Annotated in this window: 26 protein-coding genes; 23 read left to right on the top strand and 3 right to left on the bottom strand. The window is 43.0% G+C overall.

What is annotated here, in order from left to right; translation table 11 throughout:
• The first annotated feature begins 84 nt into the window (after positions 1 to 84).
• From FGM00_RS19415 to FGM00_RS19435, 5 genes are all read left to right on the top strand, one after another.
• A complete protein-coding gene (locus FGM00_RS19415) occupies positions 85 to 867 on the top strand; it encodes a type 1 glutamine amidotransferase domain-containing protein (RefSeq protein WP_138854515.1) in 783 nt (260 codons plus the stop codon).
• A gap of 22 nt (positions 868 to 889) precedes the next feature.
• Positions 890 to 2,593 (top strand): serine hydrolase domain-containing protein, encoded by a 1,704-nt coding sequence (locus FGM00_RS19420; RefSeq protein ID WP_138854516.1) that lies wholly within the window; start codon positions 890 to 892, stop codon positions 2,591 to 2,593.
• Positions 2,594 to 2,643: 50 nt separating this feature from the next.
• Positions 2,644 to 3,072 carry a nuclear transport factor 2 family protein gene (locus tag FGM00_RS19425; RefSeq protein WP_138854517.1) on the top strand — a complete coding sequence of 143 codons (429 nt, stop codon included), beginning with the start codon at positions 2,644 to 2,646 and terminating at the stop codon, positions 3,070 to 3,072.
• Between the two features lie 100 nt (positions 3,073 to 3,172).
• Positions 3,173 to 4,108, top strand: coding sequence for a threonine ammonia-lyase (locus FGM00_RS19430; RefSeq protein WP_138854518.1), 936 nt, complete (start codon positions 3,173 to 3,175; stop codon positions 4,106 to 4,108).
• A 190-nt stretch (positions 4,109 to 4,298) separates the two neighbouring features.
• The gene (locus FGM00_RS19435; protein WP_138854519.1) at positions 4,299 to 5,765 is read left to right on the top strand and encodes a S41 family peptidase; all 1,467 of its coding nucleotides are present in this window, start codon (positions 4,299 to 4,301) and stop codon (positions 5,763 to 5,765) included.
• Positions 5,766 to 5,785: 20 nt separating this feature from the next.
• Here FGM00_RS19435 and FGM00_RS19440 read toward each other — a convergent pair whose 3' ends face one another.
• Entirely contained in the window at positions 5,786 to 6,211 is a 426-nt protein-coding gene (locus FGM00_RS19440) for a hypothetical protein (RefSeq protein ID WP_236262856.1), read from the bottom strand.
• A 92-nt stretch (positions 6,212 to 6,303) separates the two neighbouring features.
• On the opposite strand from FGM00_RS19440, the gene FGM00_RS19445 reads away from it, so the two are divergent.
• The 11 genes from FGM00_RS19445 (at position 6,304) to FGM00_RS19870 (ending at position 14,608) form a co-directional block, all read left to right on the top strand.
• Positions 6,304 to 7,179: a DMT family transporter gene (locus FGM00_RS19445; protein WP_138854520.1), complete on the top strand. Its 876-nt coding sequence runs from the start codon at positions 6,304 to 6,306 to the stop codon at positions 7,177 to 7,179.
• Positions 7,180 to 7,389: 210 nt separating this feature from the next.
• A complete protein-coding gene (locus tag FGM00_RS19450; RefSeq protein ID WP_138854521.1) occupies positions 7,390 to 8,142 on the top strand; it encodes a head GIN domain-containing protein in 753 nt (250 codons plus the stop codon).
• A gap of 128 nt (positions 8,143 to 8,270) precedes the next feature.
• Positions 8,271 to 8,726, top strand: a complete 456-nt coding sequence (locus FGM00_RS19455; protein ID WP_138854522.1) for a DUF4199 domain-containing protein — start codon at positions 8,271 to 8,273, stop codon at positions 8,724 to 8,726.
• Between the two features lie 97 nt (positions 8,727 to 8,823).
• Positions 8,824 to 9,522, top strand: a complete 699-nt coding sequence (gene rplU / locus FGM00_RS19460; protein ID WP_138854523.1) for a 50S ribosomal protein L21 — start codon at positions 8,824 to 8,826, stop codon at positions 9,520 to 9,522.
• A gap of 55 nt (positions 9,523 to 9,577) precedes the next feature.
• Positions 9,578 to 9,838 carry a 50S ribosomal protein L27 gene (gene rpmA / locus FGM00_RS19465; protein WP_138854524.1) on the top strand — a complete coding sequence of 87 codons (261 nt, stop codon included), beginning with the start codon at positions 9,578 to 9,580 and terminating at the stop codon, positions 9,836 to 9,838.
• A 197-nt stretch (positions 9,839 to 10,035) separates the two neighbouring features.
• Positions 10,036 to 10,476 (top strand): type II RES/Xre toxin-antitoxin system antitoxin, encoded by a 441-nt coding sequence (parS, locus tag FGM00_RS19470; RefSeq protein WP_138854525.1) that lies wholly within the window; start codon positions 10,036 to 10,038, stop codon positions 10,474 to 10,476.
• Positions 10,473 to 10,937, top strand: a complete 465-nt coding sequence (locus FGM00_RS19475) for an RES family NAD+ phosphorylase (RefSeq protein ID WP_138854526.1) — start codon at positions 10,473 to 10,475, stop codon at positions 10,935 to 10,937. Before parS ends, FGM00_RS19475 begins: the two co-directional genes overlap by 4 nt.
• A gap of 94 nt (positions 10,938 to 11,031) precedes the next feature.
• Positions 11,032 to 11,850: an MOSC domain-containing protein gene (locus tag FGM00_RS19480; protein ID WP_138854527.1), complete on the top strand. Its 819-nt coding sequence runs from the start codon at positions 11,032 to 11,034 to the stop codon at positions 11,848 to 11,850.
• A 22-nt stretch (positions 11,851 to 11,872) separates the two neighbouring features.
• A complete protein-coding gene (locus FGM00_RS19485) occupies positions 11,873 to 13,621 on the top strand; it encodes an FAD/NAD(P)-binding protein (protein WP_138854528.1) in 1,749 nt (582 codons plus the stop codon).
• Positions 13,622 to 13,653: 32 nt separating this feature from the next.
• Positions 13,654 to 14,055, top strand: coding sequence for an ACT domain-containing protein (locus tag FGM00_RS19490; RefSeq protein ID WP_138854529.1), 402 nt, complete (start codon positions 13,654 to 13,656; stop codon positions 14,053 to 14,055).
• Between the two features lie 382 nt (positions 14,056 to 14,437).
• A complete protein-coding gene (locus tag FGM00_RS19870; RefSeq protein ID WP_175416278.1) occupies positions 14,438 to 14,608 on the top strand; it encodes a hypothetical protein in 171 nt (56 codons plus the stop codon).
• A gap of 193 nt (positions 14,609 to 14,801) precedes the next feature.
• On the opposite strand, the gene FGM00_RS19495 is transcribed toward FGM00_RS19870, so the two are convergent.
• Together FGM00_RS19495 and ahcY are read right to left on the bottom strand one after the other, a co-directional pair.
• Positions 14,802 to 15,905, bottom strand: a complete 1,104-nt coding sequence (locus FGM00_RS19495; RefSeq protein ID WP_138854530.1) for an SDR family oxidoreductase — start codon at positions 15,903 to 15,905, stop codon at positions 14,802 to 14,804.
• A gap of 369 nt (positions 15,906 to 16,274) precedes the next feature.
• Entirely contained in the window at positions 16,275 to 17,591 is a 1,317-nt protein-coding gene (gene ahcY, locus FGM00_RS19500; protein ID WP_138854531.1) for an adenosylhomocysteinase, read from the bottom strand.
• Positions 17,592 to 17,697: 106 nt separating this feature from the next.
• On the opposite strand from ahcY, the gene FGM00_RS19505 reads away from it, so the two are divergent.
• The 7 genes from FGM00_RS19505 to FGM00_RS19535 all read left to right on the top strand — a co-directional run bounded on the left by FGM00_RS19505 (position 17,698) and on the right by FGM00_RS19535 (position 22,761).
• Entirely contained in the window at positions 17,698 to 18,333 is a 636-nt protein-coding gene (locus FGM00_RS19505) for a 4'-phosphopantetheinyl transferase family protein (RefSeq protein ID WP_138854532.1), read from the top strand.
• A gap of 101 nt (positions 18,334 to 18,434) precedes the next feature.
• Positions 18,435 to 18,695, top strand: a complete 261-nt coding sequence (locus FGM00_RS19510; protein ID WP_138854533.1) for a YkoF family thiamine-binding protein — start codon at positions 18,435 to 18,437, stop codon at positions 18,693 to 18,695.
• On the top strand, positions 18,679 to 19,311 hold the full coding sequence (gene pnuC / locus FGM00_RS19515) for a nicotinamide riboside transporter PnuC (RefSeq protein ID WP_175416279.1): 633 nt from the start codon (positions 18,679 to 18,681) through the stop codon (positions 19,309 to 19,311). Before FGM00_RS19510 ends, pnuC begins: the two co-directional genes overlap by 17 nt.
• Positions 19,272 to 19,844: an AAA family ATPase gene (locus FGM00_RS19520; protein WP_138854534.1), complete on the top strand. Its 573-nt coding sequence runs from the start codon at positions 19,272 to 19,274 to the stop codon at positions 19,842 to 19,844. Before pnuC ends, FGM00_RS19520 begins: the two co-directional genes overlap by 40 nt.
• Positions 19,841 to 21,382, top strand: a complete 1,542-nt coding sequence (locus FGM00_RS19525) for a DUF4301 family protein (RefSeq protein WP_138854535.1) — start codon at positions 19,841 to 19,843, stop codon at positions 21,380 to 21,382. The genes FGM00_RS19520 and FGM00_RS19525 overlap by 4 nt, the downstream gene beginning before the upstream one ends.
• A gap of 197 nt (positions 21,383 to 21,579) precedes the next feature.
• Positions 21,580 to 21,891, top strand: a complete 312-nt coding sequence (locus FGM00_RS19530; protein ID WP_138854536.1) for a hypothetical protein — start codon at positions 21,580 to 21,582, stop codon at positions 21,889 to 21,891.
• A gap of 570 nt (positions 21,892 to 22,461) precedes the next feature.
• The gene (locus FGM00_RS19535; protein ID WP_138854537.1) at positions 22,462 to 22,761 is read left to right on the top strand and encodes a hypothetical protein; all 300 of its coding nucleotides are present in this window, start codon (positions 22,462 to 22,464) and stop codon (positions 22,759 to 22,761) included.
• The last annotated feature ends 272 nt before the right edge of the window (positions 22,762 to 23,033 follow it).

A 23,033-nucleotide genomic window follows, 5' to 3' on the forward strand; every position in this document is an offset into this window, starting at 1 on the left:
GATTTATAAATCCGAACTCCTGATTTATAAGTAACCCCTACTTTCATTACGATAGTACCTAGTATTGCTAGAAACATTTGCGCAATGGGAAGAATAAAGAATGGCTTTGTATTACTCTTAGTAATGATTTGCTTTTTTTATGGATGTGCAGAGGATAAAAACGGCCCTGTAGCGGAGAAACCGAGGGAGCGTATTTTGTTCATTGTTTCGAACGCTCATTTCTATGGGGATTCGAATATCAATGCCTCCAACCATTTTGCCGAAATCGTACATGCCTATGACGTTTTTACAGCAGCAGGTTTTGCAATTGACTTTGTAAGTCCCGAGGGAGGGGCCATCCCGATCGGCTATATCAATACCTCAGATTCGCTCCAGAAAAGATACCTGTATGACAATACCTTTATGGATGCGTTGGAAACGACTAAAAGCCCGGATGAAATCAAGGCAGCTGATTATAAAGCGGTCTATTATGGAGGTGGGGGAGCAGCCATGTTCGGGGTGCCGGAAAACGAAAGCATCCAAAAAATCGTGATGGAGCTATACGAGCAGCATAAGGGAATCATATCGGCCATTTGCCATGGTACGGCCGGAATCGTGAATCTAAAGACACAGGATGGTAACTATGTGTATGCCGGAAAGAAGGTAAACGGTTTTCCCGATGTGTTCGAAAGAAAAGAAGCCGAGTACTACAAGACCTTCCCTTTTTCGATTCAGGAGCGCATCAAGGAGGGAGACGGTAACTTCATGTTTTCCGAAAAGGGTTGGGATGGTTTTTATCAGTTAGATGGTCGTTTAATCACCGGTCAAGACCCTAGCTCCGCAGCCATCGTAGCAGAGAAAATCCTTGAAACCTTAGAACAATTATAACTCATCAAAAAACGAAAAGTCCATGAAAAATGTATTCACCACATTGTTATTCTTTGTAGGGATTACCTCTTTCTCTCAAGAAAATCAGAAAAGGGAAATCACACCAGACCGGATAGATGCCGTTTTCTCCCAATGGGATACCCCCGACAAGCCAGGAATTGCCGTAGGCATCCTGAATGATGGCAAGGTAGTTTATACCAAAGGGTATGGTTTGGCCAATTTGGAACATGGCGTTCCGATAGGGCCTGAAACCAAATTCCATATCGGTGACCTGGCAAAGGAGTTTACCGTTTACGCGCTTCTGCTTTTAGAGCAACGCGGCCAGCTTTCGCTAAAGGATGACATTCGAAAGCACTTACCCCAATTGGAATCCTTTCCAAATGCGATAACCATTCAGCAGCTGTTGCATCATACTGGTGGACTGAACAACGCTGACGTTTCCAAGGTCTTAGCCGGATGGAGGGAAGAAGATACATTTACTAAGAATCAAGCCTATGACATGATTCGAAACCAAGCGAAATCGGCACCTGAGGGCGGAAGCGTGCAGCGATTTACCGATACCGGGTTTATGATACTCGAAGACCTGATCGCCCGCATCGCTAAGACATCCTACCCCGATTTTGTGTCCAAGGAAATCTTCGAACCCCTAGGTATGTCAAATTCGGTATTCGATACCCAAGGCGCTGCAATCGCTAATAGGGCCCAAGGGTATGTTGCCCTTGATGATAGCTTCTCCAATTCGACCATGAATTATGAACATACCCTTGTATCGGATGTCTATACTACCGTAGGGGATATGTGTCTATGGGCCAAGGAACTGGCAGACCCAAAAATCGGTACGGAACAAATGGTCGAAAAATTCGACAGCCTCTCGCTCGTAGATGGGGAAAGGGTCGAAGAAAACAATTTGGCATTGTACACAGGAGGGCATCGGTTTTGGAATTTTAGGGGAGCTAAAAAACTATACCATGTCGAGGTTGTCGGGGGTTATGCCAGTAAATTGATACGCTATCCCGCCTATGACCTTGCCGTTGTGATTATGGGAAATGATGGAGCCTACAACGGCTATGCTGGCACCGAAGCCAGTGCTTTATATATTGAGAATTTTTTAGACCCCTCGCCGGAGGGCACTGCTAAAATAACTTCCAAAAAATTGTCAAAGCAACAACTCATGGCGTTTGAGGGCGATTATTGGGATGTGGCCAACCATACTACCCGTAAAGTGCACATCGCCAACGATACCTTACGGTATTTTAGGGGTGCAGGCAATGAAAGCGCCCTCGTACCCTTGAATAAGGATACCTTCAAAATGATTACATGGGGTGAGGTAACGGTTCGTTTCGATACGAATACCGTCCCCAAAACCATGGATGTCGTGGTCGGGGACGATACCTCGCATCTCATTGCCTTTAAGGCCGATGCAGATTGGACCAAAGACCTCGACACCTTCACGGGAAAGTATTATGCCGCGGACCTGGATGTGTATTATTCACTCAAGTTAGACCATGGAGAACTAGTCATCACCCATCCTAGGATGGAACAAGTGGGTTTGGCCCCAAGAATACCCGATTTGTTCACGGGAGACCGCAGGCATTTTTCGTCTTTGGCATTTCAACGGGATACCAACGGAATGGTCACAGGCTTTCAGCTATCCACCGATGGCGTGGCTGATATTTGGTTCCAAAAGGAAACGGCCCAAGTAGAAAATTTGCTGAAAACGAAATAAAAATTTTGTCCATTAAAACAAGAAAAACGAATAATTTAAATCATACCACAATGAGCATATACAAAATTATAATTCCGGCCCTCCTAATGTTCGGCATACAAAACGTAAAGGCACAAACCGATTTGGAAGCTATTACCAGTACATTATTGGATTACTTGGAGGGCACGGCCAATGGAGAACCGGAAAGGGTAAAAAGTGCGTTTCATGATGATTTGAACCTATATAGTGTAGCCAACGATACCCTGCAGGTCTGGTACGGGCAGGACTATGTGGGGGGCATCAAGCAAGGGAAAAAGAGCAATCGTATTGGCAGGATCGTTTCCATAGATTATGAAAATGATGCCGCCATCGGTAAAATCGAAATTATGATGCCCGGACCAAAACGGATTTACACTGATTATCTTATGCTCTTAAAGTATCAGGGTCGCTGGAAAATCATACACAAGTCCTTTACTTATGTAAATTATCCCAGCGACTAAAGTTCACTGGCTTCATTTAAAGTATATTTCTCCACCAAAAACGGGAGAGCATGAAGTACGGATGCCATAAAAAAATTATCTTGCGGCAACACTTCATATTATGCGACAAGAAACACTTGCGGCATGCCGCAAACGAATATCGTCCTATGTGCACAATACCCCGGTGTTGTCTTCTAGACTGATCAATGAGCTGATCGGTGCCGAAATGTTTTTCAAGTGCGAAAATTTTCAACGGGCCGGGGCCTATAAGATGCGGGGGGCGACCAATGCTATTTTACAATTACCCGATGGACAACGTGCCAAGGGCGTGGTAACCCACTCCTCCGGAAATTTTGCCCAGGCCGTTGCTTTGGCTGCCAAAAGTCTTGGGGTAAAAGCACACATTGTGATGCCGACCTCGGCGCCCGAAGTCAAGAAAGTAGGGGTGAAGCAATATGAAGGGATCATTTACGAATGCCAACCTACGCTCGCAGCGCGTCAAGCGATGGCCGATAAAATCGCTGAGGAGACCGGAGCGACATTCTTGCATCCTTCGAACGATATCAATGTAATTATCGGGCAAGGTACTGCAGCGATGGAATTGCTTGAGGACCAACCCGATCTACATGCCATTTTCTGCCCGGTAGGTGGCGGCGGACTCATAGCGGGCTCTGCTCTGGCCGCCCACTTCTTGGGAAGGGATTGTAAGGTTTATGGTGGGGAACCGTTTGAAGCCGATGATGCCTATCGTTCGCTACAAAGTGGTAAGATAGAGGGGAATGAAACGGTCAATACCATTGCCGACGGACTAAGAACGACCTTAGGGGATAAAAATTTTCCCATTATCAAAGAACATGTTACCGAAATCTTCAGGGTTACCGAAGACGAAATTGTAGCTGCAATGCGCCTGGTATGGGAGCGAATGAAAATTATCATCGAACCCTCTAGTGCGGTAACTTTGGCGGCACTTATCAGAAATAAGAAATCCTTTCGAAACAGGCGGGTGGGAGTCATCATATCGGGAGGTAATGTAGATTTGAATAATTTGCCTTTTTAAACCATTAGAATGGCCCCAGGCGCTGCCTCGGATATGGCATCAAGTTGTTCACGTTTTACACGGAAACAAGAAGTTGGAATCAAGAGTCAAGACAAAAGGTCTGGCCGGCCGGGTTCTTGATTCTGATACCTCGAAGACTCTGTCCCGAGGTAGTTTATGTATTAAGCATCGATCAAAAATAGATTTCATCATGAAAAAATCACTTTTGGGCAACTTTACCCTTTTTATCCTTATCGGGTCATTGTTCTCGTGCCAATCCGATAAAAAGAATGACTGTAATACTGTAGATGGCGTATGGAAATCTTTGGGTTACGGCAGAATTGTGAAAATCGAAGCGGGCGAATACCTTTTGGCCGATGTTACCTCCATTTCTTGTGTGCCCATGATGGAAGGTTCCATTGCTGAATTCGGGGATAAGTTGAAGGTAAAGAACGATACGCTTTCACTTGAAAATGGCATCAATACCTACTATTTTATTAGAGTAGCTGATGCACCTGCAATTTGTAAGAAAGAAACGCTGGAATACAAAGCGGCGCAGGCAAAGGCGAACGACCCCGAATATAATTTCGAGGTGCTTTGGAATACGTTTAAAGACCACTATGCTTACTTTGAGCTGCGAAAGGTGGACCCCGAAAAAATGTACGCGGAGTATCGGCCGAAGATCAATCAAGAGACTACGGATGCCGAGTTGTTCTTAGTGCTGAATGAAATGTTGGAGTCTTTTGATGATGGCCATATTGGCATCGATGCGCCCGATGAGATAGAGGAAGCGGCTATGAAGTTATATGATGAGGAACAGTCAGCTGACGACCAAGAAGAAGCGGTTAAGGAAGCGCCAAAGGAACGGCTCCGCAATCATGAGGTTTCGGCTGAGGTCGCTAAAAAGTATATTCCGAAGGGCACCTATGTCAAAAATGGAAATTTGCGCTGGGGTATACTTAAGGATAACATCGGGTATTTACAAATAAACCAGATGATGGGTTTGGCAGATTATGGTATCAGCGATACACTTTCGTATCGGGATTACTGGATGGCCTACTTTGAAAAACTAGAAACTGTTGAAAATGATAATAAGGACGAGCTGGAAGGTATCAACCAATCTTTGGATTCGATTATGAAAGACCTAGGAAATACCGATGCCTTAATAATAGATGTACGTTTCAACGGAGGTGGAAAAGATGAAGTCGGAATGGCGGTATTGACCCGCTTAAACGATAAAGAACGAATGGTTTTTACCAAAAAAGGGAAAATGGGTGATGGCTTCACACCGATTAATAGCGTCACCCAGCCTGGCACCGAAAATGCCTATACAAAGCCAATTTATTTGTTAATTGGTCCTGAAGCGGCAAGTGCTACAGAGATTATGGCATTGAGCGCAATGTCATTGCCGAACATAACGACTATCGGCTCCCGTACCGAGGGAGTGTTTTCCGATATTTTAGACAGGTCGCTCCCCAATGGCTGGGAGTTTGGCTTGTCTAGTGAAGTATACCAGGATTTACAAGGTAAAAATTACGAGGGAATGGGAATACCTCCCGATATCGAAATCGGCTATGAAAGGGATACCCAGAAATTTCTTCACCGTGTCATAAATGGGCTCGCCGCTGATGGTGACGAAGCCATTGAAAAAGCGATTGAAATCATGAAGGAGGATTGAGAGGCCGTTGTAGGCCGATTTTATTGCACGTCCAGTAGGGCCTCCGCCTCCGATATGTGCACTTCAACATTCTGCTTTAAGGCCTCTATTTTTTGTTTTTCCTCTTTTAGCCAACGCTTTTTTTCCGGGGTAAGCGCCTTACCGTTCATGATTTCATCCGAATCAAAACGATTGCCGAAACGCTGCATCCAATCCATCATTTCGGCATTTGATTCCTGAAGATCTTTCATGGCCTTTTCATACACCTTCCCTTGAGCTGTGGAGTCAACCTTGGGCTTGAGCTGCCCCACTAGCTTTGCAATGGTGCCCATTTTCGGCATTACTTCATCGTGTACAGCAAGTACTTCCTTCATTTGCTCGGCCGAGGGGTCCTTTTTTTCTTCTTTACAGGATAAAATCAGAATTGAAAATAGGAACAGGAACGTTATTTTTTTCAAATATTTCATAGAATGCTAATTAACAACTTGGGTAAAATTACAAAATACCGATGCATTTAGTTCTATTGAAAATCACCACTTTTGTCAAAAATTAAAACAACTTGAACGATTTTCAAAAAAAGTGGTTTTATTTAATACTGCTTGCCCTGGTTTGGGGCTCTTCCTTTATCCTTATAAAAAAAGCCCTCATCGGACTTTCACCCATACAGCTGGGCGGCCTTCGTATTGTAATCGCTTCGTTGACCTTGTTTATCTTAGGATTCAAGAGCCTGTCTACAATAAGCCCGCGAGATTGGAAATGGGTGGTGATCGGTGGCCTGACCAGTTCATTCTTTCCACCTTTTTTGTTTGCCTTGGCCCAGACTGAATTGGATAGTGGTGTTACCGCCATTTTTAATTCCACAGTGCCCTTGTTGACGGGCTTGGTAGGTATCGCTATGTTCGGGGCCATGTTCGCTAAAGAACAGCTATTGGGCGTTTTTATCGGCCTGTTCGGTACCGTGGCCCTTATCGTTTCAGGTATGGAGCTGGTGCCCGATCAGAACTACTGGTATGCCGGTTTTATTTTATTATCCGCATTAGGGTACGCCTTTAATATTAACATTATCAAGAGCAAGCTACCCCATTTAAGTGCCCTCGCCGTGACTACGGGTAGCTTCGCCGTTGCCTTTGTGCCAGCTCTTGTATTGGTTATATATTCCGGATTCTTCAATGAGATAGCCCACGACGTGCCGATGCAGGATGCACTTTGGTACTTAGCTGCTCTTGCTATCTTGGGAACCGCTTTGGCCAATATGTACTTCAATAAATTGATACATGTGTCCAGTCCCGTTTTCGCCGCATCGGTTACTTACTTGATACCTTTGGTGGCCATTTTGTGGGGTGTTTGGGATGGGGAAGCGATAAACGTGTACCAATTATTGGGCGGTTTGATTATTCTTTTCGGAGTATGGTTGGTGAATAAAAAGAAACGATAAGTGCCTGTTCCTTTGATTTTAATTGGGTTGAGCACGTATTTCTTTATAGTTTTTTTACTGCAAACCACACCTTCGGATTCCTGAACTAAGTCTTATATATCGTATTTACCAATGCTGCTTTTGCCTAAGAGTGCGATTTATTTTTCCATAACTGTAACAGTCCGAAAATCCCTTTATCTTTAAGAGGTAATCCATCAAAAAACAAGGAAAATGAAAAATCAATTCTACTCGGGCATCATCGTATTGTTAATGGCATTTACCATACAGGAAACTACGGCCCAATCTAAAAACATTTCGGTCGATACTTTTAACAAGGTAATCGTTAGTCCACATATTGAGGTTACGCTTGTAGAGGGGGACGAAGAATCGGTGACGATCAACAATGCCAAGGTCTCCATGGAGAAAATCAACGTAGAGGTCGAGGGTAAGACATTGCGTTTGTATTTAGACGGGGCGCGGGTTATCACGAAATCGGAAAAGATAAACAATGATAACTGGAAGGGTAGTCGCGCTATTTATGACGGTACACAGGTAACTGCTACTGTCACGTACAAAAAGCTAGATCGGTTGTCGGTTAGAGGCGAGGAAATCGTGCGCGTGAGCAGTGCAATGGATCAGGAAGACCTAAAACTAACTATTTATGGAGAGTCTAAAGTCTATTTTGATGACTTGACTACCAAAGAGCTTACCGTGGCGATTTACGGGGAAAGCTATTTGGAATTGACTGCTGGTTCGGTAGGGCGTCAGGTATATCGCGCCTATGGAGAAAGCGAGGTAAATGCTTCAGAAATCGAGAACGAATCTACGAAGATTACGGCCTACGGGGAAAGTAACTTTAGGGTAAACGTTTCCGATAGGCTTAAGGTTACATGTTACGGCGAGACCCAAATCAATTATGTGGGCAGTCCGGAAGTCGACAAGGGTATTGTCATCGGAGAGGCCGAGATTCGAAAGATAGGGTGAACGATAGATTGCCATACATACTTGAATGTGAATGAAATCGGATACTTGTATCCGATTTTTTTATAGATTAAGCTCGGGTTATGAGCTTGCGTAATTTATTTTTTTGTATTTTAAAACAAAAGAAAATTATGAAATTACACCCATTACCCATACGGTTTGGTATTGCTACTGCAGGATCTTTGATCGCTTACTTTTTGATACTATCGTTGTTGGGTCTTCATACCAACCCGCTCTTCAGTATATTCAATGGCGTAATTACCGGATTCGGAATCTACGAATCGATCAAATATTTTAAAATCGAGCAGGGTTCCAATTTTGGTTACGGTATGGGGTTTTCAGCGGGTGTCGTTACCGGTTTTGTCGCAACCTTGATTTTTACGATTTTTTTCGCGCTGTATTCAACTGAATTGAATACTGCCTTTCTACAGGAATTGTCACCGACTTGGTACGATAGATATGCTTCTTTTCAAGCGATTGTGTTTTTTACGGTAGCGATTATGGGATTCGCTACAAGCTTGGTGCTTACCTTGGCTTTTATGCAACTTTTCAAAAGCTCGAACAACCAAAGGAAAAAAAGCGTCTAAATTCTGTTCAAAACTATTGTAGATTACCTATTTACACGTATATTTGCATCCGCTTAATGAAAAATTAGGCGTTAATGAGCTAACTAATATACACGCTATGTATGCAATTGTAGAGATGGCAGGGCAGCAATTTAAGGTTGCGAAAGACCAGAAAGTGTATGTTCACCGGTTACAGACTGAGGAAGGTAAAAAGGTAACTTTTAACAATGTACTTCTTTTGGATGACGGAACGAACATCACCGTAGGCGCCCCAGCTATAAGCGGTGCGGCCGTAGAGGCCAAAGTCGTTAAACACCTGAAGGGTGACAAAGTAATCGTCTTTAAAAAGAAAAGACGTAAAGGGTATAAAAAGAAAAACGGTCACCGCCAATCGTTGACTGAAATCGTTATCGAGAGCATCGTTGCAAAAGGTGCGAAGAAAACGGAATCAAAAAAAGAGACAAAGCCATCGAAAGCCAAGGTTGACGGAAAGGCAGCTCCTGTAGAGGTATCTGTTGCATCAAAACCGAAAGCCGAGAAAGCAGCTCCAAAGAAGGCGACTTCAAAGGCAAAAGCGGATGACTTGAAGAAAATCGAAGGTATCGGCCCTAAAATCGCCGAAACTTTGATTGCGGCAGGCATCGCGACTTTTGCTGATTTATCGAAGGCGAAACCAGCTAAAATTATCGAGATTATCGCTGATGTTCGTGGTAACCATGTGACCGATACTTGGCCAGAACAGGCAAAACTTGCAGCTGAAGGCAAGTGGGACGAGCTAAAGAAATGGCAAGACGAACTGGACGGCGGTAAAGCGTAATACTAAACATATCGGCCTTTGACTACGATCAAGGACCGATCAAAAATAAAATATCATGGCACACAAAAAAGGTGTAGGTAGTTCCAAGAACGGAAGGGAATCGGAATCGAAACGTTTGGGCGTTAAAATTTTTGGCGGTCAAGCTGCCACTGCCGGGAACATTATCGTACGACAAAGAGGTACACGACACAACCCAGGAGAGAATGTTTATGCCGGTAAGGACCATACGTTACATGCCCGAGTAGATGGTCTTGTAAAATTCGAAAAGAAAGCTGGTGGAAAATCTTATGTTTCCATTGAGCCTTTCGAGGCGTAATATGCTTTTCGTTTAAAAATAGATGTCTTTGGCGTTTGAGCAAAGACCGAAACCCTTTCCAATTTGGAAGGGGTTTTTTGGTTTAGGAGATTACGGATTTGTTGGTGCCCGTAGTGCTATTCGACGCACAATTTTAACTAACATTTGTCGTTTTATTTATGACAAATGTTGTATATTAGTTATTATAAAAATACATTATGTCTTCAGCTCAGAAATTATTTCATAAAAAAGGTCAAAACATATCTTTCGGATGGAACGATGACCAGCGTTCTTACGTGCTGATAAAAATGGTTCGGGAGGGCATACCCTACCACGACTTCTCGGCCGTTTCCAGTCTATCACCGTTCACATTAAAGGAATGGGCGAGTTTTCTGAATGTGTCAACAAGAACCCTAGAACGTCACCGAGAGGAAAACAAGACCTTTCGGCAAGAACAAAGTGAACGAATCTTATCCATATACCAACTTTTAAATTATGGTGTATCGGTATTCGGATATAAGGAGGGCTTCTTCGATTGGCTGAGCGCTGAAAGTATAGCCCTGGGTGGCGTAAAACCCAAAGATCTTCTCGATACCAGTATTGGCATCAATATGGTAAAAGACGAGCTGGGCAGGCTGGAACACGGCATACTGGCATGATCGTTTATCGGCTTTCCAAAGAAAAATACAAGGCGGACCTCTCGGGAATCGGTGCTGAAAAATACGGTGGAAGATGGAACAACAAGGGTACTCGAATGGTGTACACTGCACAATCAAGGGCACTTGCCAATCTTGAGGTGGCCGTTCATGTTGCCTTGAAAAGCTTGCCCAAAGACTATTTTATGACCGCTATTGAAATACCCGAAACGTTAATAACGAAATATGACGAGGGCAGATTGAAGAAGAAAGCATGGAAAAGCAATCCGCCTATTGCATTTACCCAAAGTGAAGGTGATGCTTTTATCAAGACCGACCAAACCCTTATTTTGAAAGTACCCTCCGCCATTGTTCAAGGCGATTTTAATTACCTAATCAATCCCCTGCATGCCGAATTTGGTAAGATTAAAATCCTGAGTAGCGAACTGTTTAGCTTTGACGAACGATTGATTAGGCCATTATAGGCAAAATAAAATGTATCCTTTAGCATTTTTTTTTGATTAAATATTGAAAACGCTATAATTATCTATATGGTAGCGGTAACTTACCGTAAAAACAATGGCTACTCCGATTGTTTCAGAAATTTACCACTATCCTTTAAAATCTTCAAAAGGTGTTTCCATGCCGACTGCCGAGGTTCGATTAACAGGTTTGAGGAATGATCGCACAATATCCGTCATCGATGGCAAGAATAAAGTTGTTACCGGAAGGGAGTATCCAGAATTGATTCACCTCATAACTAAGATAGAAAAGGGGCAGCTGTATGTAAAAACCCCCTCATCGGAAATCTTTAACATAGCATTACCCTCTTCCCAATCGACCATCGAGGTGAAACTATTTCGTAATCGCGTTTTGGGAACACTTTTCGATGCAGCTGCTTCAGAATTTATTTCTACCTATTTGAAAGGGAATTTTCAATTGATTCATTTGGGGGCCGATTTTAGGAACCTGGCGAAAGAAAGAGGTGGACGTAACGGGGAACGTACCGGTTTTGCAGATTCGGCTCCTGTACACTTGATCAATCGCAGTACCTTGAACTATCTAAATTTGAATTTGAGCGACAAAGTGACATCGAAAAATTTTAGACCGAATATCGTCATCGACGGATTCGAAGCTTTTGAGGAGGACCATTGGAAGGCAGTACACATCGGTGGATGCCGATTTCGAGTTCAAGAAATGACCAAAAGATGTGTCTTTACTACAATAGACCCCGAAACTGCGCAAAAAGACGCCGAGGTAGAACCATTGGCCACTTTGGCAAAACTACGGTCTATGCAACAGTTACCAGCGACCTTCGGAATTGGCCTAGTGCCCAAGTCGGAGGGCGTTATAGCGGTAGGCGACGCACTGATAGTGGAAAAGGTTGCCGAAAACTAAGTACAGCCTGCAAAATAAGCACATGAAAGACAAAATAGAAATGGCCACGGTAGCCATCATAGGTTGCGGTCCGCGCGGGCTTTCCGCATTAGAAGCGCTATATGCTCAGGCGGCGCCTAGCGAAATGGTAAAAGTCTTAATTTTCGAACCTGCCACTAATCCGGGGGCAGGGGTCATTTATAATCTCGATCAGGCCGACAGCAATTGGCTTAATGTTTCAACGCGAGATTTGGGTATTCCAGCTCGAGACAAAGTAACCTTTGAAACATTCGCGCTGCCGGAATATCCCGATTTCCAAGATTGGATCGGCTACTCAGAGGAAAAGGAAGAATCTACGGCAGTAGACCAGTTTCCGTTACGATCAAAGTTAGGCGAATACCTATCATCCAGATATAAGAGTATTGCCAATATCTTAGCCGCGGAGGGCCTGCTCACTTTTATTCCTGAAGAGGTGCGCCATCTTGACGTGGAAGGCGATTTGTTAAAAATCGATACCTATTTAGGACAAAGCTATACCGCTGATGAAGTAGTATTGACAATTGGACACCAGCCAATAGACTTGAATGCACAATTGAAGGGGTGGTTAAATTACATCGACGGAAAGGATCATTTGGAGGTGTTCGTAGAACCGTACCCGGTGGAGCGTTTAATCCAGTCCGATAAAATTAATACAGAATCTATAGTGGGTATTCGCGGCTTCGGCCTGGCCATGATCGACGTCGTCAGGGCGCTTACCGAAGGCAGAGGAGGTCATTTCAACATTTTGGACCAAACTACAGGGGCAATGGCCTATATCCCAAGCGGTAGGGAGCCGAAGCAACTTGTGCCTTTCTCCCTTGACGGACTTCCCATGACCCCAAAACCGCTCCACGAAAATATTGATACGTACTATACGCTTACCGAAAAGGAATCGACTGCTTACGAAAGCTTCCTGGAAAATGCGATATATAAAAGCACTCCTCCACAATCGATAGCATTTTTGATAGATGCAATAACCCCGCTGATCGTTCGGAAATATGGCGTAGTAACGAGTCATCATTCAAAAGATGAAGAAGAAATCCGGAAGGCCATAAAAAATTGGTTATCCGATGAGGACTTCGAGCATGATTTCATTTTGTCGAAGCGCAATACCACGCGGCATATGACGGAGCGGTTCGTACAAATGGCTACCGGACAGGGGGATGTAAGTTTGGATTATTGTGTTGGTCAGGTCTGGCGCCATTGCCAGCCTATCATGTACCGCCAACTATCATTCGCGCCACTATCCGACGAGCTTATTGCAAAGATAGTTGCCTTGGATGAACGGCTCAAGCGCTATTCCTATGGGCCTCCCGTGGCAAGTATGCAACAACTGCTCGCCCTGCTCAAGTCGGGCCATTTGACCTTCGACTTTGTAAAGAATCCCAAAATCAAGGAAGCTGAAAGAGGATGGAAACTTTGTGAGGGTACCCAATCGGTAATCGCCGACATCATGATTAATTCGGTTTTGGACGCTCCTCAGGTTTTAGAAGTGACAACAGCTCTTCCTAAAGCTTTAATCAATGACTCCCTAGCGCAACCTCTTCACGATGACTTGGGTATCAGGACCCGTACGGATGGGCGAGTGGAAACCGATGGACCTGAGACACAGGCGCCAATAGCTGTGTTGGGAAGGCTTGCCAAAGGAACGCTTATCGGTGTAGATGCCATTGCTGAATGTTTCGGCTCCCGATCGCGTTATTGGGCAACAGGTGTTTTTGAACGTTTAAATAGCAAGCAGTATTTTCGATAGCTTTTTTAATCCGAAACTCCTACTTTAATACCATGGCCGGAGAAACCGATATTTTCAAGCTTATCAAGGGAATGACCCCAAGGTTGCATTCTGGGATCTACGTATTCTGTTCCGTTAAGAGTTTACAAGGTATTGATCGCGAACAGACTATTTGTGAATTCAAGGAAAGGGAGGGAACCACGATAATTATTGAAAAACACAAAGCGGATGAGCTACAGCTCAGTTACGACTATAGCGCCGCATGGATTACACTAGAGATACATTCCTCGTTGGAGGCCGTAGGCCTGACTGCAATAATTTCAAATGAATTGGCCCAGAACAATATCAGTTGCAACATTGTCGCCGGTTATTTTCACGACCATCTCTTTTTGGCCAAAAATGATGCGGAAAAAGGTATGAATGTCTTAAGAAAATTGGTAAAAAAACATCAATAGCCATTTATTTCTAATATTTTCCGTCCGTTTTGGAGGACATACCTCGAAAAATACATATGCCAATCGAGACGTATAAATTGTTGCGAATCATCTCAGGAATCACATTTGAAATATACTGGTAGAATCCTTGAAATAATTGTGCGAGGCGTAAATTCGTGCAATGCGAGAAATAATGTTTTTCTTACAGAAGGCGATATTAATTTACTGCAAAATATACTATATTGCGCCTTGTGTTCGTTTGTAGCTTATGCTTTAATCGTACCCATCGGTAGAATGCGTGTTATTGACGATCGGTGTATTCTGTAAAGGCCTAAGTTTTAAAACAAGAATATAAAATTTTAGAAGTTAAAATATTTATTAAAAGTTCCCCTAAGTTACCAGTATGGCAAAAATCGAGATTAAGGATTCTCCTGATGAGTTAGGCAGAATCGCTTACTTTTTAAGCAGCAACAATATTAAATTCAAGGTTGTAAAGGATTATGGAAATCATTCCACCGAGGATGCTAAAGCATATGCCGCTTTAATAGCAAAGTTCGAAGAAGTCGCACTGTAAGTTTAAGCTATTCTTTTTGGTCTTTTTGGAAATAGGCTATAAGATACCAGTGCTGCTATGACTGCCTATTATCGTATTCCCATGCCATCATACCGTATTCGTCAAATCGAATCTTGATCACTAGAATTCTTCACATGCCTTCGTGCTGGCCCGTCGGTATCTTGCTTTTTTGTCCGTGTCAAAGTCGAAAAAATCACCATTGCTGGTCTTCGAAATTCCCCGCCTTGGCATATTTGATGGTATTCGTTAAATAGGTTTCCAAGGAATAGTCGGGTATGGGCAAAATACTTTCCAGAAGCTGAGTGTCCCATTCGTTTTGTTCCGAAATAAGGTAGGGAGTAAGGGCCGCTCCTATGGTTCGATGATAGATCATCTCTAGCTTATTTTTGTAACCCGTGCGATGATCGATATTGTTCGGTGTAATACTGAACGTCTTAAAGCCTACGGTTTTTAAGATTTTAGCCATTCCGCTATAAGTGTCAGTTCCTTTGGAATGCACAATATTCAGCTGTTTGATATCGGTATTCAAAACTTTTACGATTACCGCGGCCGCATAGTCGGTCGGAATGATGTTCAGTCCGCGACCTGGTAATGCGGTAATACGAACGGGATGGTTTGAGGAATTGCGATAGAAAAATTTGGCGAAAAGGTAAAAGACCATGTATTTGGAAATAAAAAAGCGAGGGGTACCATTGTAATTGCCACCCAGCACACTAGGCCTTAGAATCTGAACGGGAATGTTCATTTCTTGCCCTTGTGCGATCAAAAATCGTTCCGCGGCATGTTTTGAGGCTTCGTAATGATTTCTGTGTGTGATGTTGTCGAAAGTATGGTAATCATTTCCAATAAGACCACCTTTATTACCTATCGAAAAGGCCGTGCCGATATAAACGAATTTAGCCAAGTAATTCTGGTACGTATTAAAAATACGTTTGGTAAACAGGTAATTTTCATTGAATATTTCTTCCTTTCGGTTTTCGCTGTTAGAAAGGTTGACATAGCCGGCCGAATGAATAAAGTGATACTTCTTTTCTTTTTCCAAAAAAGTGGAAGGCTGCCATAAAAGTTCGGAATCGATAACTTCTATTTTTTCGAAAAGCGACTCGGGACCGGAAGCGAGCTCTTTTGGCAAAAAACTGCTTTCTAATATCGCTCGAATCCTTTCTTTTGGTGTACGTTCGTTTCTTTTGCGCACCAAAAGGAGTATTTTAAAAACCTCTGACGGAGGATTGGCCAGCAATTGAAATAGTATTTGAGATCCCAAAGTGCCCGTGGCACCTGTAAGTATGATATGCATAGTATCGGTTTTATGGCAGAAGGATTTGTTTGATAAACAAGAAACCTTCACAACGACTATTTTTAATACGGTACACGATTGTCGATTTTAAGTTTTCGCTTTCCTTAACAAGAAAACAGCTTTGGTGCGACGCTGGCTATAATCGATTAAATGTCATCAAGCGCCATCACTGTTTACTATATGATTCAAGGTAAACATACCATCCAATTTTTGGAATACCCTAATTTTAGTATTTCTTGGTACTGGTTTTCCAGTAGACCTGTTGTCAAGGAAATGGCGTTTGTAGTTAATTCAGGTCTTTTTAAGTGGGATAAAAAAATCCCTGCCGTTCATGGCAAGGATTTTTGAATTCGTAGGATTTCCTAATACTTAGTACCTGTAGTAATCCGGCTTATAAGGCCCTTCTACGGTAACTCCGATATAGTCCGCCTGATACTCCTTCAGTTCGGTCAATTCGGCTCCCAAACGCGACAAGTGTAGTTTGGCTACTTTTTCATCTAAATGTTTGGGCAACATGTAAACCTCGTTCTTATAATTGGCACTGTTTTTCCACAATTCAATTTGCGCCAAAGTCTGGTTTGTAAAGGAGTTGCTCATTACAAAACTAGGGTGGCCTGTGGCACAACCCAGATTCACCAAACGACCTTCGGCCAAAATGATGATGTCTTTCCCGTCAATGGTATATTTATCGACCTGAGGTTTGATTTCATCTTTGGTATTGCCGTGGTTGTCGTTCAACCAGGCCATATCGATTTCATTATCGAAGTGACCGATATTACAAACGATCGCCTTATCCTTTAAAGCTTTAAAATGTTCGGCGCGAATGATATCCTTATTACCTGTGGTCGTAATTACGATATCGGCAGTACCAATAACGGTTTCCAGTTTCTTGACTTCGAAACCATCCATACATGCTTGTAAAGCACAGATCGGATCGATTTCGGTAACAGTTACGATCGATCCCGCACCTGCAAAAGAGGCCGCTGTACCTTTACCCACATCACCATATCCGGCAACGACTACACGCTTACCGGCCAACATGGTATCGGTAGCACGTCTGATAGCGTCAACCGCACTTTCGCGACAGCCGTATTTGTTATCGAATTTAGATTTGGTCACCGAATCGTTCACATTAATCGCGGGCATCGGTAACGTACCATTTTTTACACGCTCGTATAAACGGTGCACGCCCGTGGTGGTTTCTTCCGAAAGTCCCTTAATGGCATCGGTCAGTTCTGGAAATCTGTCCAATACCATATTGGTCAAATCCCCACCGTCATCCAAAATCATATTCAAAGGTTCGCGTGATTCTCCGAAGAACAAGGTCTGCTCGATGCACCAGTCGAATTCTTCCTCGTTCATTCCTTTCCAGGCATATACGGGAATGCCAGCAGAGGCAATTGCGGCGGCGGCATGGTCTTGTGTAGAGAAGATATTACAGGAGCTCCATGTAACGTCAGCACCTAAAGCTACCAAAGTTTCGATAAGCACCGCTGTCTGTATGGTCATATGAAGGCATCCCGCGATACGGGCCCCTTTCAAAGGTTGCTCATCACCATATTCTTCCCGTAATGCCATCAAACCGGGCATTTCTGCCTCTGCGAGGCCAATTTCCTTTCTTCCCCAGTCAGCTAGGGTAATGTCTTTTACCTTATAAGGTACATATGAAACGGTTTCTGTACTCATAGTGTTTTTTATTTTTTACTTTCGTTTGTAAGAGCCTATTTCAAAATCAGCCCATTACCGTTACGCATTTTGCGGTCACAAAGGTACAAAATACATATATAATAGTATGCCCCTTTACAAGTCTATACCCGTAAGTTCATCGATTTTAACGCACATTTGGCGAATTGAGGAAACCGAAGCACAGCTCTCGGAGGGAATAGCGCTTACCGAACACTGCCAGACCAGAATGTCCGGAATGAAATCGGAAATGCATCGGAGAGGCTTTTTGAGTATACGGCATTTAATGGCCGAGGCGGGCTATGTAGATCATGACCTGTACTATGATGCCTTTGGCAAACCCCACTTAAAGGATGGAAAGAAAATTTCCATTACACATTCCGGCCAATTTACCGGCATCATCATTAGCGATGATCAGGAAGTGGGCATCGACATTGAAAGGCAGCGGGAGAAGATTTTACGTATCGCCCATAAATTCACTCCTATTGAGGAATACCGTACCATCGCGAATACCGAGGCGCTTATACGCAAATTAACTGCCGTCTGGGGATGCAAGGAATCACTCTATAAAATTTATGCCGAACCCGGTCTGAGCTTTTTACACCATATCGATATAAGTGATTTTTCACTAGCGGATGAAAAGACTACCGGAGAAATATTGTACAAAGGAAAAACGACGCACTATGCCATCGATTTTTTGGAATTCGAGGGTTTTACCTGCGTCTATGCGGTAGGAAGTTCTTAGTTTTACGAGTCGGTGTAGACCTGTGTTGAATCAAGGTCTCTTGCTACTGCCCGATGAATACTTTTAATGATATCATAACCGCCCTTTAACCTAATACTCTAATGAACATTTCCATAGAACTTACCTTTTCACCCCTTCAGGACGATTTTGAAGAACACATCATCACTTTTATCAAAAAATTGAGAGCCTCAGGCCTTACGCTGTTGGAAAACCCTTTAAGTACGCAGGTTTTCGGTGAATACGATACCGTAATGCAGGTGTTGCACACAGAAATCAAGACCGCTTTTGAATTGATGGACAAAGGCCTGTTGTATATGAAAATCGTAAAATCGGACCGCAGCGCCTATGAACCCCATTTTTGATTTTTTTCTAGATGCGTATAGGGAAAAAGAAACCTATGTGATTGTTCTAGAGGCCATCGTCTTTGTGATGGGTATCTTGAGCGTATGGTATGCCAAAAAAGAGAATATTTGGGTATACCCTACCGGTTTAATCGCTACCGTAATTACCGTGTATCTCTTTTTTAAGGATGGCCTTCTCGGTGATATGATGATGAATTTCTACTGGTCGGCGATGAGTATTTATGGCTGGTGGAACTGGTCGAGGGTAAAGAACGATCAAAAGGTCGTACGTATTTCACGAACAACCACAAGCGAAAAAATTATAGGGTTCGGACTTTTCCTCTTGACCATGCTCATTAATTATGGGGTGTATCGTTTCTCGGGCTATGAAATTGAGGGTAGTAATTATATCGATATATTCACTTCTGGAATTTTTTTCACCGCCATGTGGTATATGGCCAAGAAAAAATTGGAGAACTGGACGTTGTGGATATTGGCCGATGTGATTACGATTCCCCTTTACGCGTATCGGGGTTGGGGTATGCTTTCCTTACAATACCTTATATTTACCATCCTCGCAATACAGGCATATTTAGCATGGAAGAAAAGTTTAGACAGCAACCTTCAGACCTCTTAAAGGTCGTGCTGTTCGGTCCAGAATCGACTGGCAAGACTACCCTCTCGGAGCAATTGGCACGGCATTACAACACCGTCTGGGTAGCGGAATACGCTCGCGAATACCTTCAACGAAAATGGAACAATGAGCGTAAAACCTGCGAGCCAAATGACTTGCTGCCCATAGCAGAAGGGCAAATCAGACTCGAAAATACCTTGTCCGCCAAAGCGACCGATGTCTTGATCTGCGATACCGACCTTTTAGAAACAAAGGTATATTCAGAAGCGTATTACATAGGACATTGCGATCCGCTACTTGAAAAATATGCCCTTGCCAATTCGTACGACCTCTATCTTTTGACTTATATAGATGTGCCTTGGGTGGGCGATGATCTTCGGGACAAGCCTAATGAAAGAGAGAAAATGTTCGAATATTTTAAGGACACTTTGGAAAAGTACGACCGTAATTTCGTTATTTTAAAGGGAGATAAAAAAACACGCCTACAAACGGCCGTCTCCCACATAGATGAACTATTAAAAAAGAAAAAGACATGATGACATTTTCAGATGAAGACAAAGCCTTGTTGGCCGAAAAAGGGATTTCCGAAGAAAAAGTAGCAAACCAGATAAAAACCTTTAAGGAAGGTATCCCGTTTGTGAGCTTGCAGAAAGCGGCGGTAATCGGCGACGGGCTACAGCGCTTTTCCAAGGCGGAAGAAAATGAACTCATCGGTTTGTTCCAGGCAAAACGAGCCAATTTGTCCTTACTAAAATTTGTGCCCGCCTCGGGTGCCGCTTCCAGAATGTTCAAAAGTCTGTTCAACTTTATGAACACTTACGACCACAAGAAGGAGAGTTTTCAGAAGTATGTAGACGCTAACGATGACAGTGCCATGCAGTTTTTTTTCGAGAACTACCGGGCGTTTCCATTTTACGATACCATTCAGGCTCGGATTTCTGGAAAATACGATAGCGATGATGAGGCCAAACAGCTCTTTGTGCAGGAAATGCTTTTGGAAGATGCCTTGAATTACGGATTTTATCCAAAGGGACTGCTACCTTTTCACAAATATAGCGATACTGTAGCGACGGCATTTGAAGAACACTTAAAGGAGGCATCGCGCTATGCCGAAACCAAAGGGAAGGCGAAACTTCATTTTACGATTTCTCCGCAGCATGCCGAGATGTTCGATGAAGAATTCGCGGTTTCCGGTGAACGAGTGACCAAGGATACGGGTACCGATTTCGAGATAAGTTATTCTTTTCAAAAACCCTCTACCGATACCATCGCGGTGGCGATGGATGACAGTCCGTTTAGAAACACTGATGGCAGCTTGCTCTTTCGACCGGGAGGTCATGGGGCGCTGATCGAGAATTTGAACGAACAGGAAGCCGATATCATTTTTATCAAAAATATCGATAATGTGGTTACCTCCGATGCTTTGGAGGCGATTTCGGATAGCAAGAAAGTCCTGGGAGGGCTTTTGTTGAAAGTTCAAGAACAAGCCTACCAACATGCCGAGCGGTTGGAAAATGAAAGTATAGGTAACGAAGAATTGGCTCAGGCCAAAGCCTTTTTGGAGAACAGTCTGAACGTTCGCTTCGCAGACGATTTTGAAACGAAAGATCAGTCGACACAAAGAGCGATAATGTTGAGTAAGCTCAACAGACCGATACGAATTTGCGGCATGGTAAAGAACGAAGGGGAGCCTGGTGGAGGTCCATTTTGGGTGAAGAATGAGGAAGGAACTATTTCCTTACAAATCATTGAGTCGGCCCAGATAGACGCCGAGGACGAAGAACAATCCGCAATTGTAAGCGGTGCCACCCATTTCAATCCTGTGGATATCGTATGCGGCGTTAAGAATCATAAAGGTGAAAAATACGATTTAATGGATTTTGTAGATCCCAAACAGGGATTTATTACCGGCAAAACAAAAGAAGGCAGGGAGTTAAAGGCTATGGAATTGCCGGGCCTGTGGAATGGTGCCATGGCCCATTGGAATACCCTTTTTGTAGAAGTACCTGTAGCGACGTTCAACCCGGTAAAGACCGTAAACGACTTATTGAGGCCTTCACACCAAGTAAAGTAGCGCCAAAAAGTGTGTAATGTTTACACAGTATAGGGTATTTTACTCAATTCTATACAACCATCCAATATACTAAATACATATTAAGTATTTGATTATTAGTATTTTACATTTCATTTAGGAGCAATAAAACTCTTGGCACTATTTTGTCTTATATACAGGTGAAACAAAACGAATACTAATTTTTTAAATACACACACATGAAAAATTTAATGATTATTGCAGCTTTGGCCTTAGGTTCAATGACTGCATTTGCACAAGAAGAAACTCCAACCGAAGAAGTAGCAGCTGTTGCTACGGAAGCTGTAGAAGCTCAGGATAGTTTCGCAGAGGTTGCCGTTGAGGAATTGCCAGAAGCTATTACCGCTGCCTTGGCCACTGACCATCCGGGAGCTACTATCTCTAAAGCCTATGTTAATGAGGCTGCTCAGTACAAATTAGAGGTTGCCAAAGAAGATGGTACAGCTGTTGAATTGTATGCTGATGCTGAAGGTAACTGGATTGAAATGTAAAGTACCCCACTCTTATTTAATTATAAGAATTAGTTTTAATGGAAAAACCTCGGTGCGAAAGTACCGGGGTTTTTTAATGTACCCGCTTCCCAAAAGGTCTATTATTTTACTAATGGCTGCGTTCCGTTAAATACCAAGCGAATTAAAAATGAGTCACACCGCGATAAGGCATCTGAAATGGTCAAGTTATCGAACTGCGGTAAACTGCGTTCGAAATTGAGGTCTATGCCCCTCAATCTGTATTAGGCTTTCGTTTTTCTCTCGATAGGTAGCGATAGTTAGTTTTGAGAAATTATTATGAATTCTATGAATCGACCCTGTGGACTCCTGCGGAAAGGAGCCTTAAAAGCTTTACTTGGGAGCCCCAAGTTGGAAGGGATTATATGGTCCGAAAGAACGTTCTCGTATAGCTTTTATACGATTACCCATCCCGATACACAGTTTTACCCAAAATAAAGAAATATTCAATTTTATAATTGCTTAATATTCAGATGGTTATACGAATTAGCGTGTTTGGTACCATATTTTCTATATACTAAGCAAGTTTAATAGTTTAAAATACACATGATTATGAAAAAAGTAATTTTTGTTTTAGCATTAGCATTAGGAAGTATGACAGCTTTCGCACAAAATACAGAGAACGTTGAAGAAGCAGCAGCTGAAGTTGTAGCACAAGATGATTTTTCTGAAATCGCTGCAGAGGAACTACCTGAAGCGGTAACCGCTGCGGTAGCCACAAACTATCCTACAGCTACTATCGATAAAGCCTATGTAAACGAGGCAAAGCAGTTTAAGCTTGAAGTTTCATTGGAAGACGGTACTTCCGGTACCTTGTACGCCGATGAGAGTGGTAACTGGATTGAAATGTAATTACGATATTAACTTGAGTTATTTGTTTTGTATCAAGTTGGTTTGGTCGGAAAGGGGACGTAGCAATACGTCCCCTTTCTATTTTCAATGAGGTCTCGTTTTGACGAGCGACAGCGAAATCAAAACAAATGACAGAACCTGCCTGCGCTTTTGCAATGAGAATATCGTTCGATTCCATCCCATTTGGGATTACTTCGGTTCTATCCGCAGCGTGCAACAAATGTTATACTATTTTTCTCCCCCTTCTTATTTTGTTATTATTTTCACAAGAT

The sequence above is a fragment of the Aggregatimonas sangjinii genome (genome assembly GCF_005943945.1).
In the GTDB taxonomy this organism is placed as follows: Bacteria; Bacteroidota; Bacteroidia; order Flavobacteriales; family Flavobacteriaceae; genus Pelagihabitans; species Pelagihabitans sangjinii.

Bases quoted from the DNA above. Each gene is read 5' to 3' on its own strand.
- FGM00_RS19510 (WP_138854533.1), top strand. From the start codon at position 18,435: ATGAACATTTCCATAGAACTTACCTTTTCACCCCTTCAGGACGATTTT.
- FGM00_RS19495 (WP_138854530.1), bottom strand. From the start codon at position 15,905: ATGCATATCATACTTACAGGTGCCACGGGCACTTTGGGATCTCAAATA.
- FGM00_RS19475 (WP_138854526.1), top strand. From the start codon at position 10,473: ATGATCGTTTATCGGCTTTCCAAAGAAAAATACAAGGCGGACCTCTCG.
- rplU (WP_138854523.1), top strand. From the start codon at position 8,824: ATGTATGCAATTGTAGAGATGGCAGGGCAGCAATTTAAGGTTGCGAAA.
- FGM00_RS19435 (WP_138854519.1), top strand. From the start codon at position 4,299: ATGAAAAAATCACTTTTGGGCAACTTTACCCTTTTTATCCTTATCGGG.
- FGM00_RS19505 (WP_138854532.1), top strand. From the start codon at position 17,698: ATGCCCCTTTACAAGTCTATACCCGTAAGTTCATCGATTTTAACGCAC.
- FGM00_RS19870 (WP_175416278.1), top strand. From the start codon at position 14,438: ATGGCAAAAATCGAGATTAAGGATTCTCCTGATGAGTTAGGCAGAATC.
- parS (WP_138854525.1), top strand. From the start codon at position 10,036: ATGTCTTCAGCTCAGAAATTATTTCATAAAAAAGGTCAAAACATATCT.
- FGM00_RS19535 (WP_138854537.1), top strand. From the start codon at position 22,462: ATGAAAAAAGTAATTTTTGTTTTAGCATTAGCATTAGGAAGTATGACA.
- pnuC (WP_175416279.1), top strand. From the start codon at position 18,679: ATGAACCCCATTTTTGATTTTTTTCTAGATGCGTATAGGGAAAAAGAA.
- FGM00_RS19525 (WP_138854535.1), top strand. From the start codon at position 19,841: ATGATGACATTTTCAGATGAAGACAAAGCCTTGTTGGCCGAAAAAGGG.
- FGM00_RS19415 (WP_138854515.1), top strand. From the start codon at position 85: ATGGGAAGAATAAAGAATGGCTTTGTATTACTCTTAGTAATGATTTGC.
- ahcY (WP_138854531.1), bottom strand. From the start codon at position 17,591: ATGAGTACAGAAACCGTTTCATATGTACCTTATAAGGTAAAAGACATT.
- FGM00_RS19455 (WP_138854522.1), top strand. From the start codon at position 8,271: ATGAAATTACACCCATTACCCATACGGTTTGGTATTGCTACTGCAGGA.
- FGM00_RS19430 (WP_138854518.1), top strand. From the start codon at position 3,173: ATGCGACAAGAAACACTTGCGGCATGCCGCAAACGAATATCGTCCTAT.
- FGM00_RS19520 (WP_138854534.1), top strand. From the start codon at position 19,272: ATGGAAGAAAAGTTTAGACAGCAACCTTCAGACCTCTTAAAGGTCGTG.
- FGM00_RS19420 (WP_138854516.1), top strand. From the start codon at position 890: ATGAAAAATGTATTCACCACATTGTTATTCTTTGTAGGGATTACCTCT.
- FGM00_RS19450 (WP_138854521.1), top strand. From the start codon at position 7,390: ATGAAAAATCAATTCTACTCGGGCATCATCGTATTGTTAATGGCATTT.
- rpmA (WP_138854524.1), top strand. From the start codon at position 9,578: ATGGCACACAAAAAAGGTGTAGGTAGTTCCAAGAACGGAAGGGAATCG.
- FGM00_RS19440 (WP_236262856.1), bottom strand. From the start codon at position 6,211: ATGAAATATTTGAAAAAAATAACGTTCCTGTTCCTATTTTCAATTCTG.
- FGM00_RS19480 (WP_138854527.1), top strand. From the start codon at position 11,032: ATGGCTACTCCGATTGTTTCAGAAATTTACCACTATCCTTTAAAATCT.
- FGM00_RS19490 (WP_138854529.1), top strand. From the start codon at position 13,654: ATGGCCGGAGAAACCGATATTTTCAAGCTTATCAAGGGAATGACCCCA.
- FGM00_RS19425 (WP_138854517.1), top strand. From the start codon at position 2,644: ATGAGCATATACAAAATTATAATTCCGGCCCTCCTAATGTTCGGCATA.
- FGM00_RS19485 (WP_138854528.1), top strand. From the start codon at position 11,873: ATGAAAGACAAAATAGAAATGGCCACGGTAGCCATCATAGGTTGCGGT.
- FGM00_RS19530 (WP_138854536.1), top strand. From the start codon at position 21,580: ATGAAAAATTTAATGATTATTGCAGCTTTGGCCTTAGGTTCAATGACT.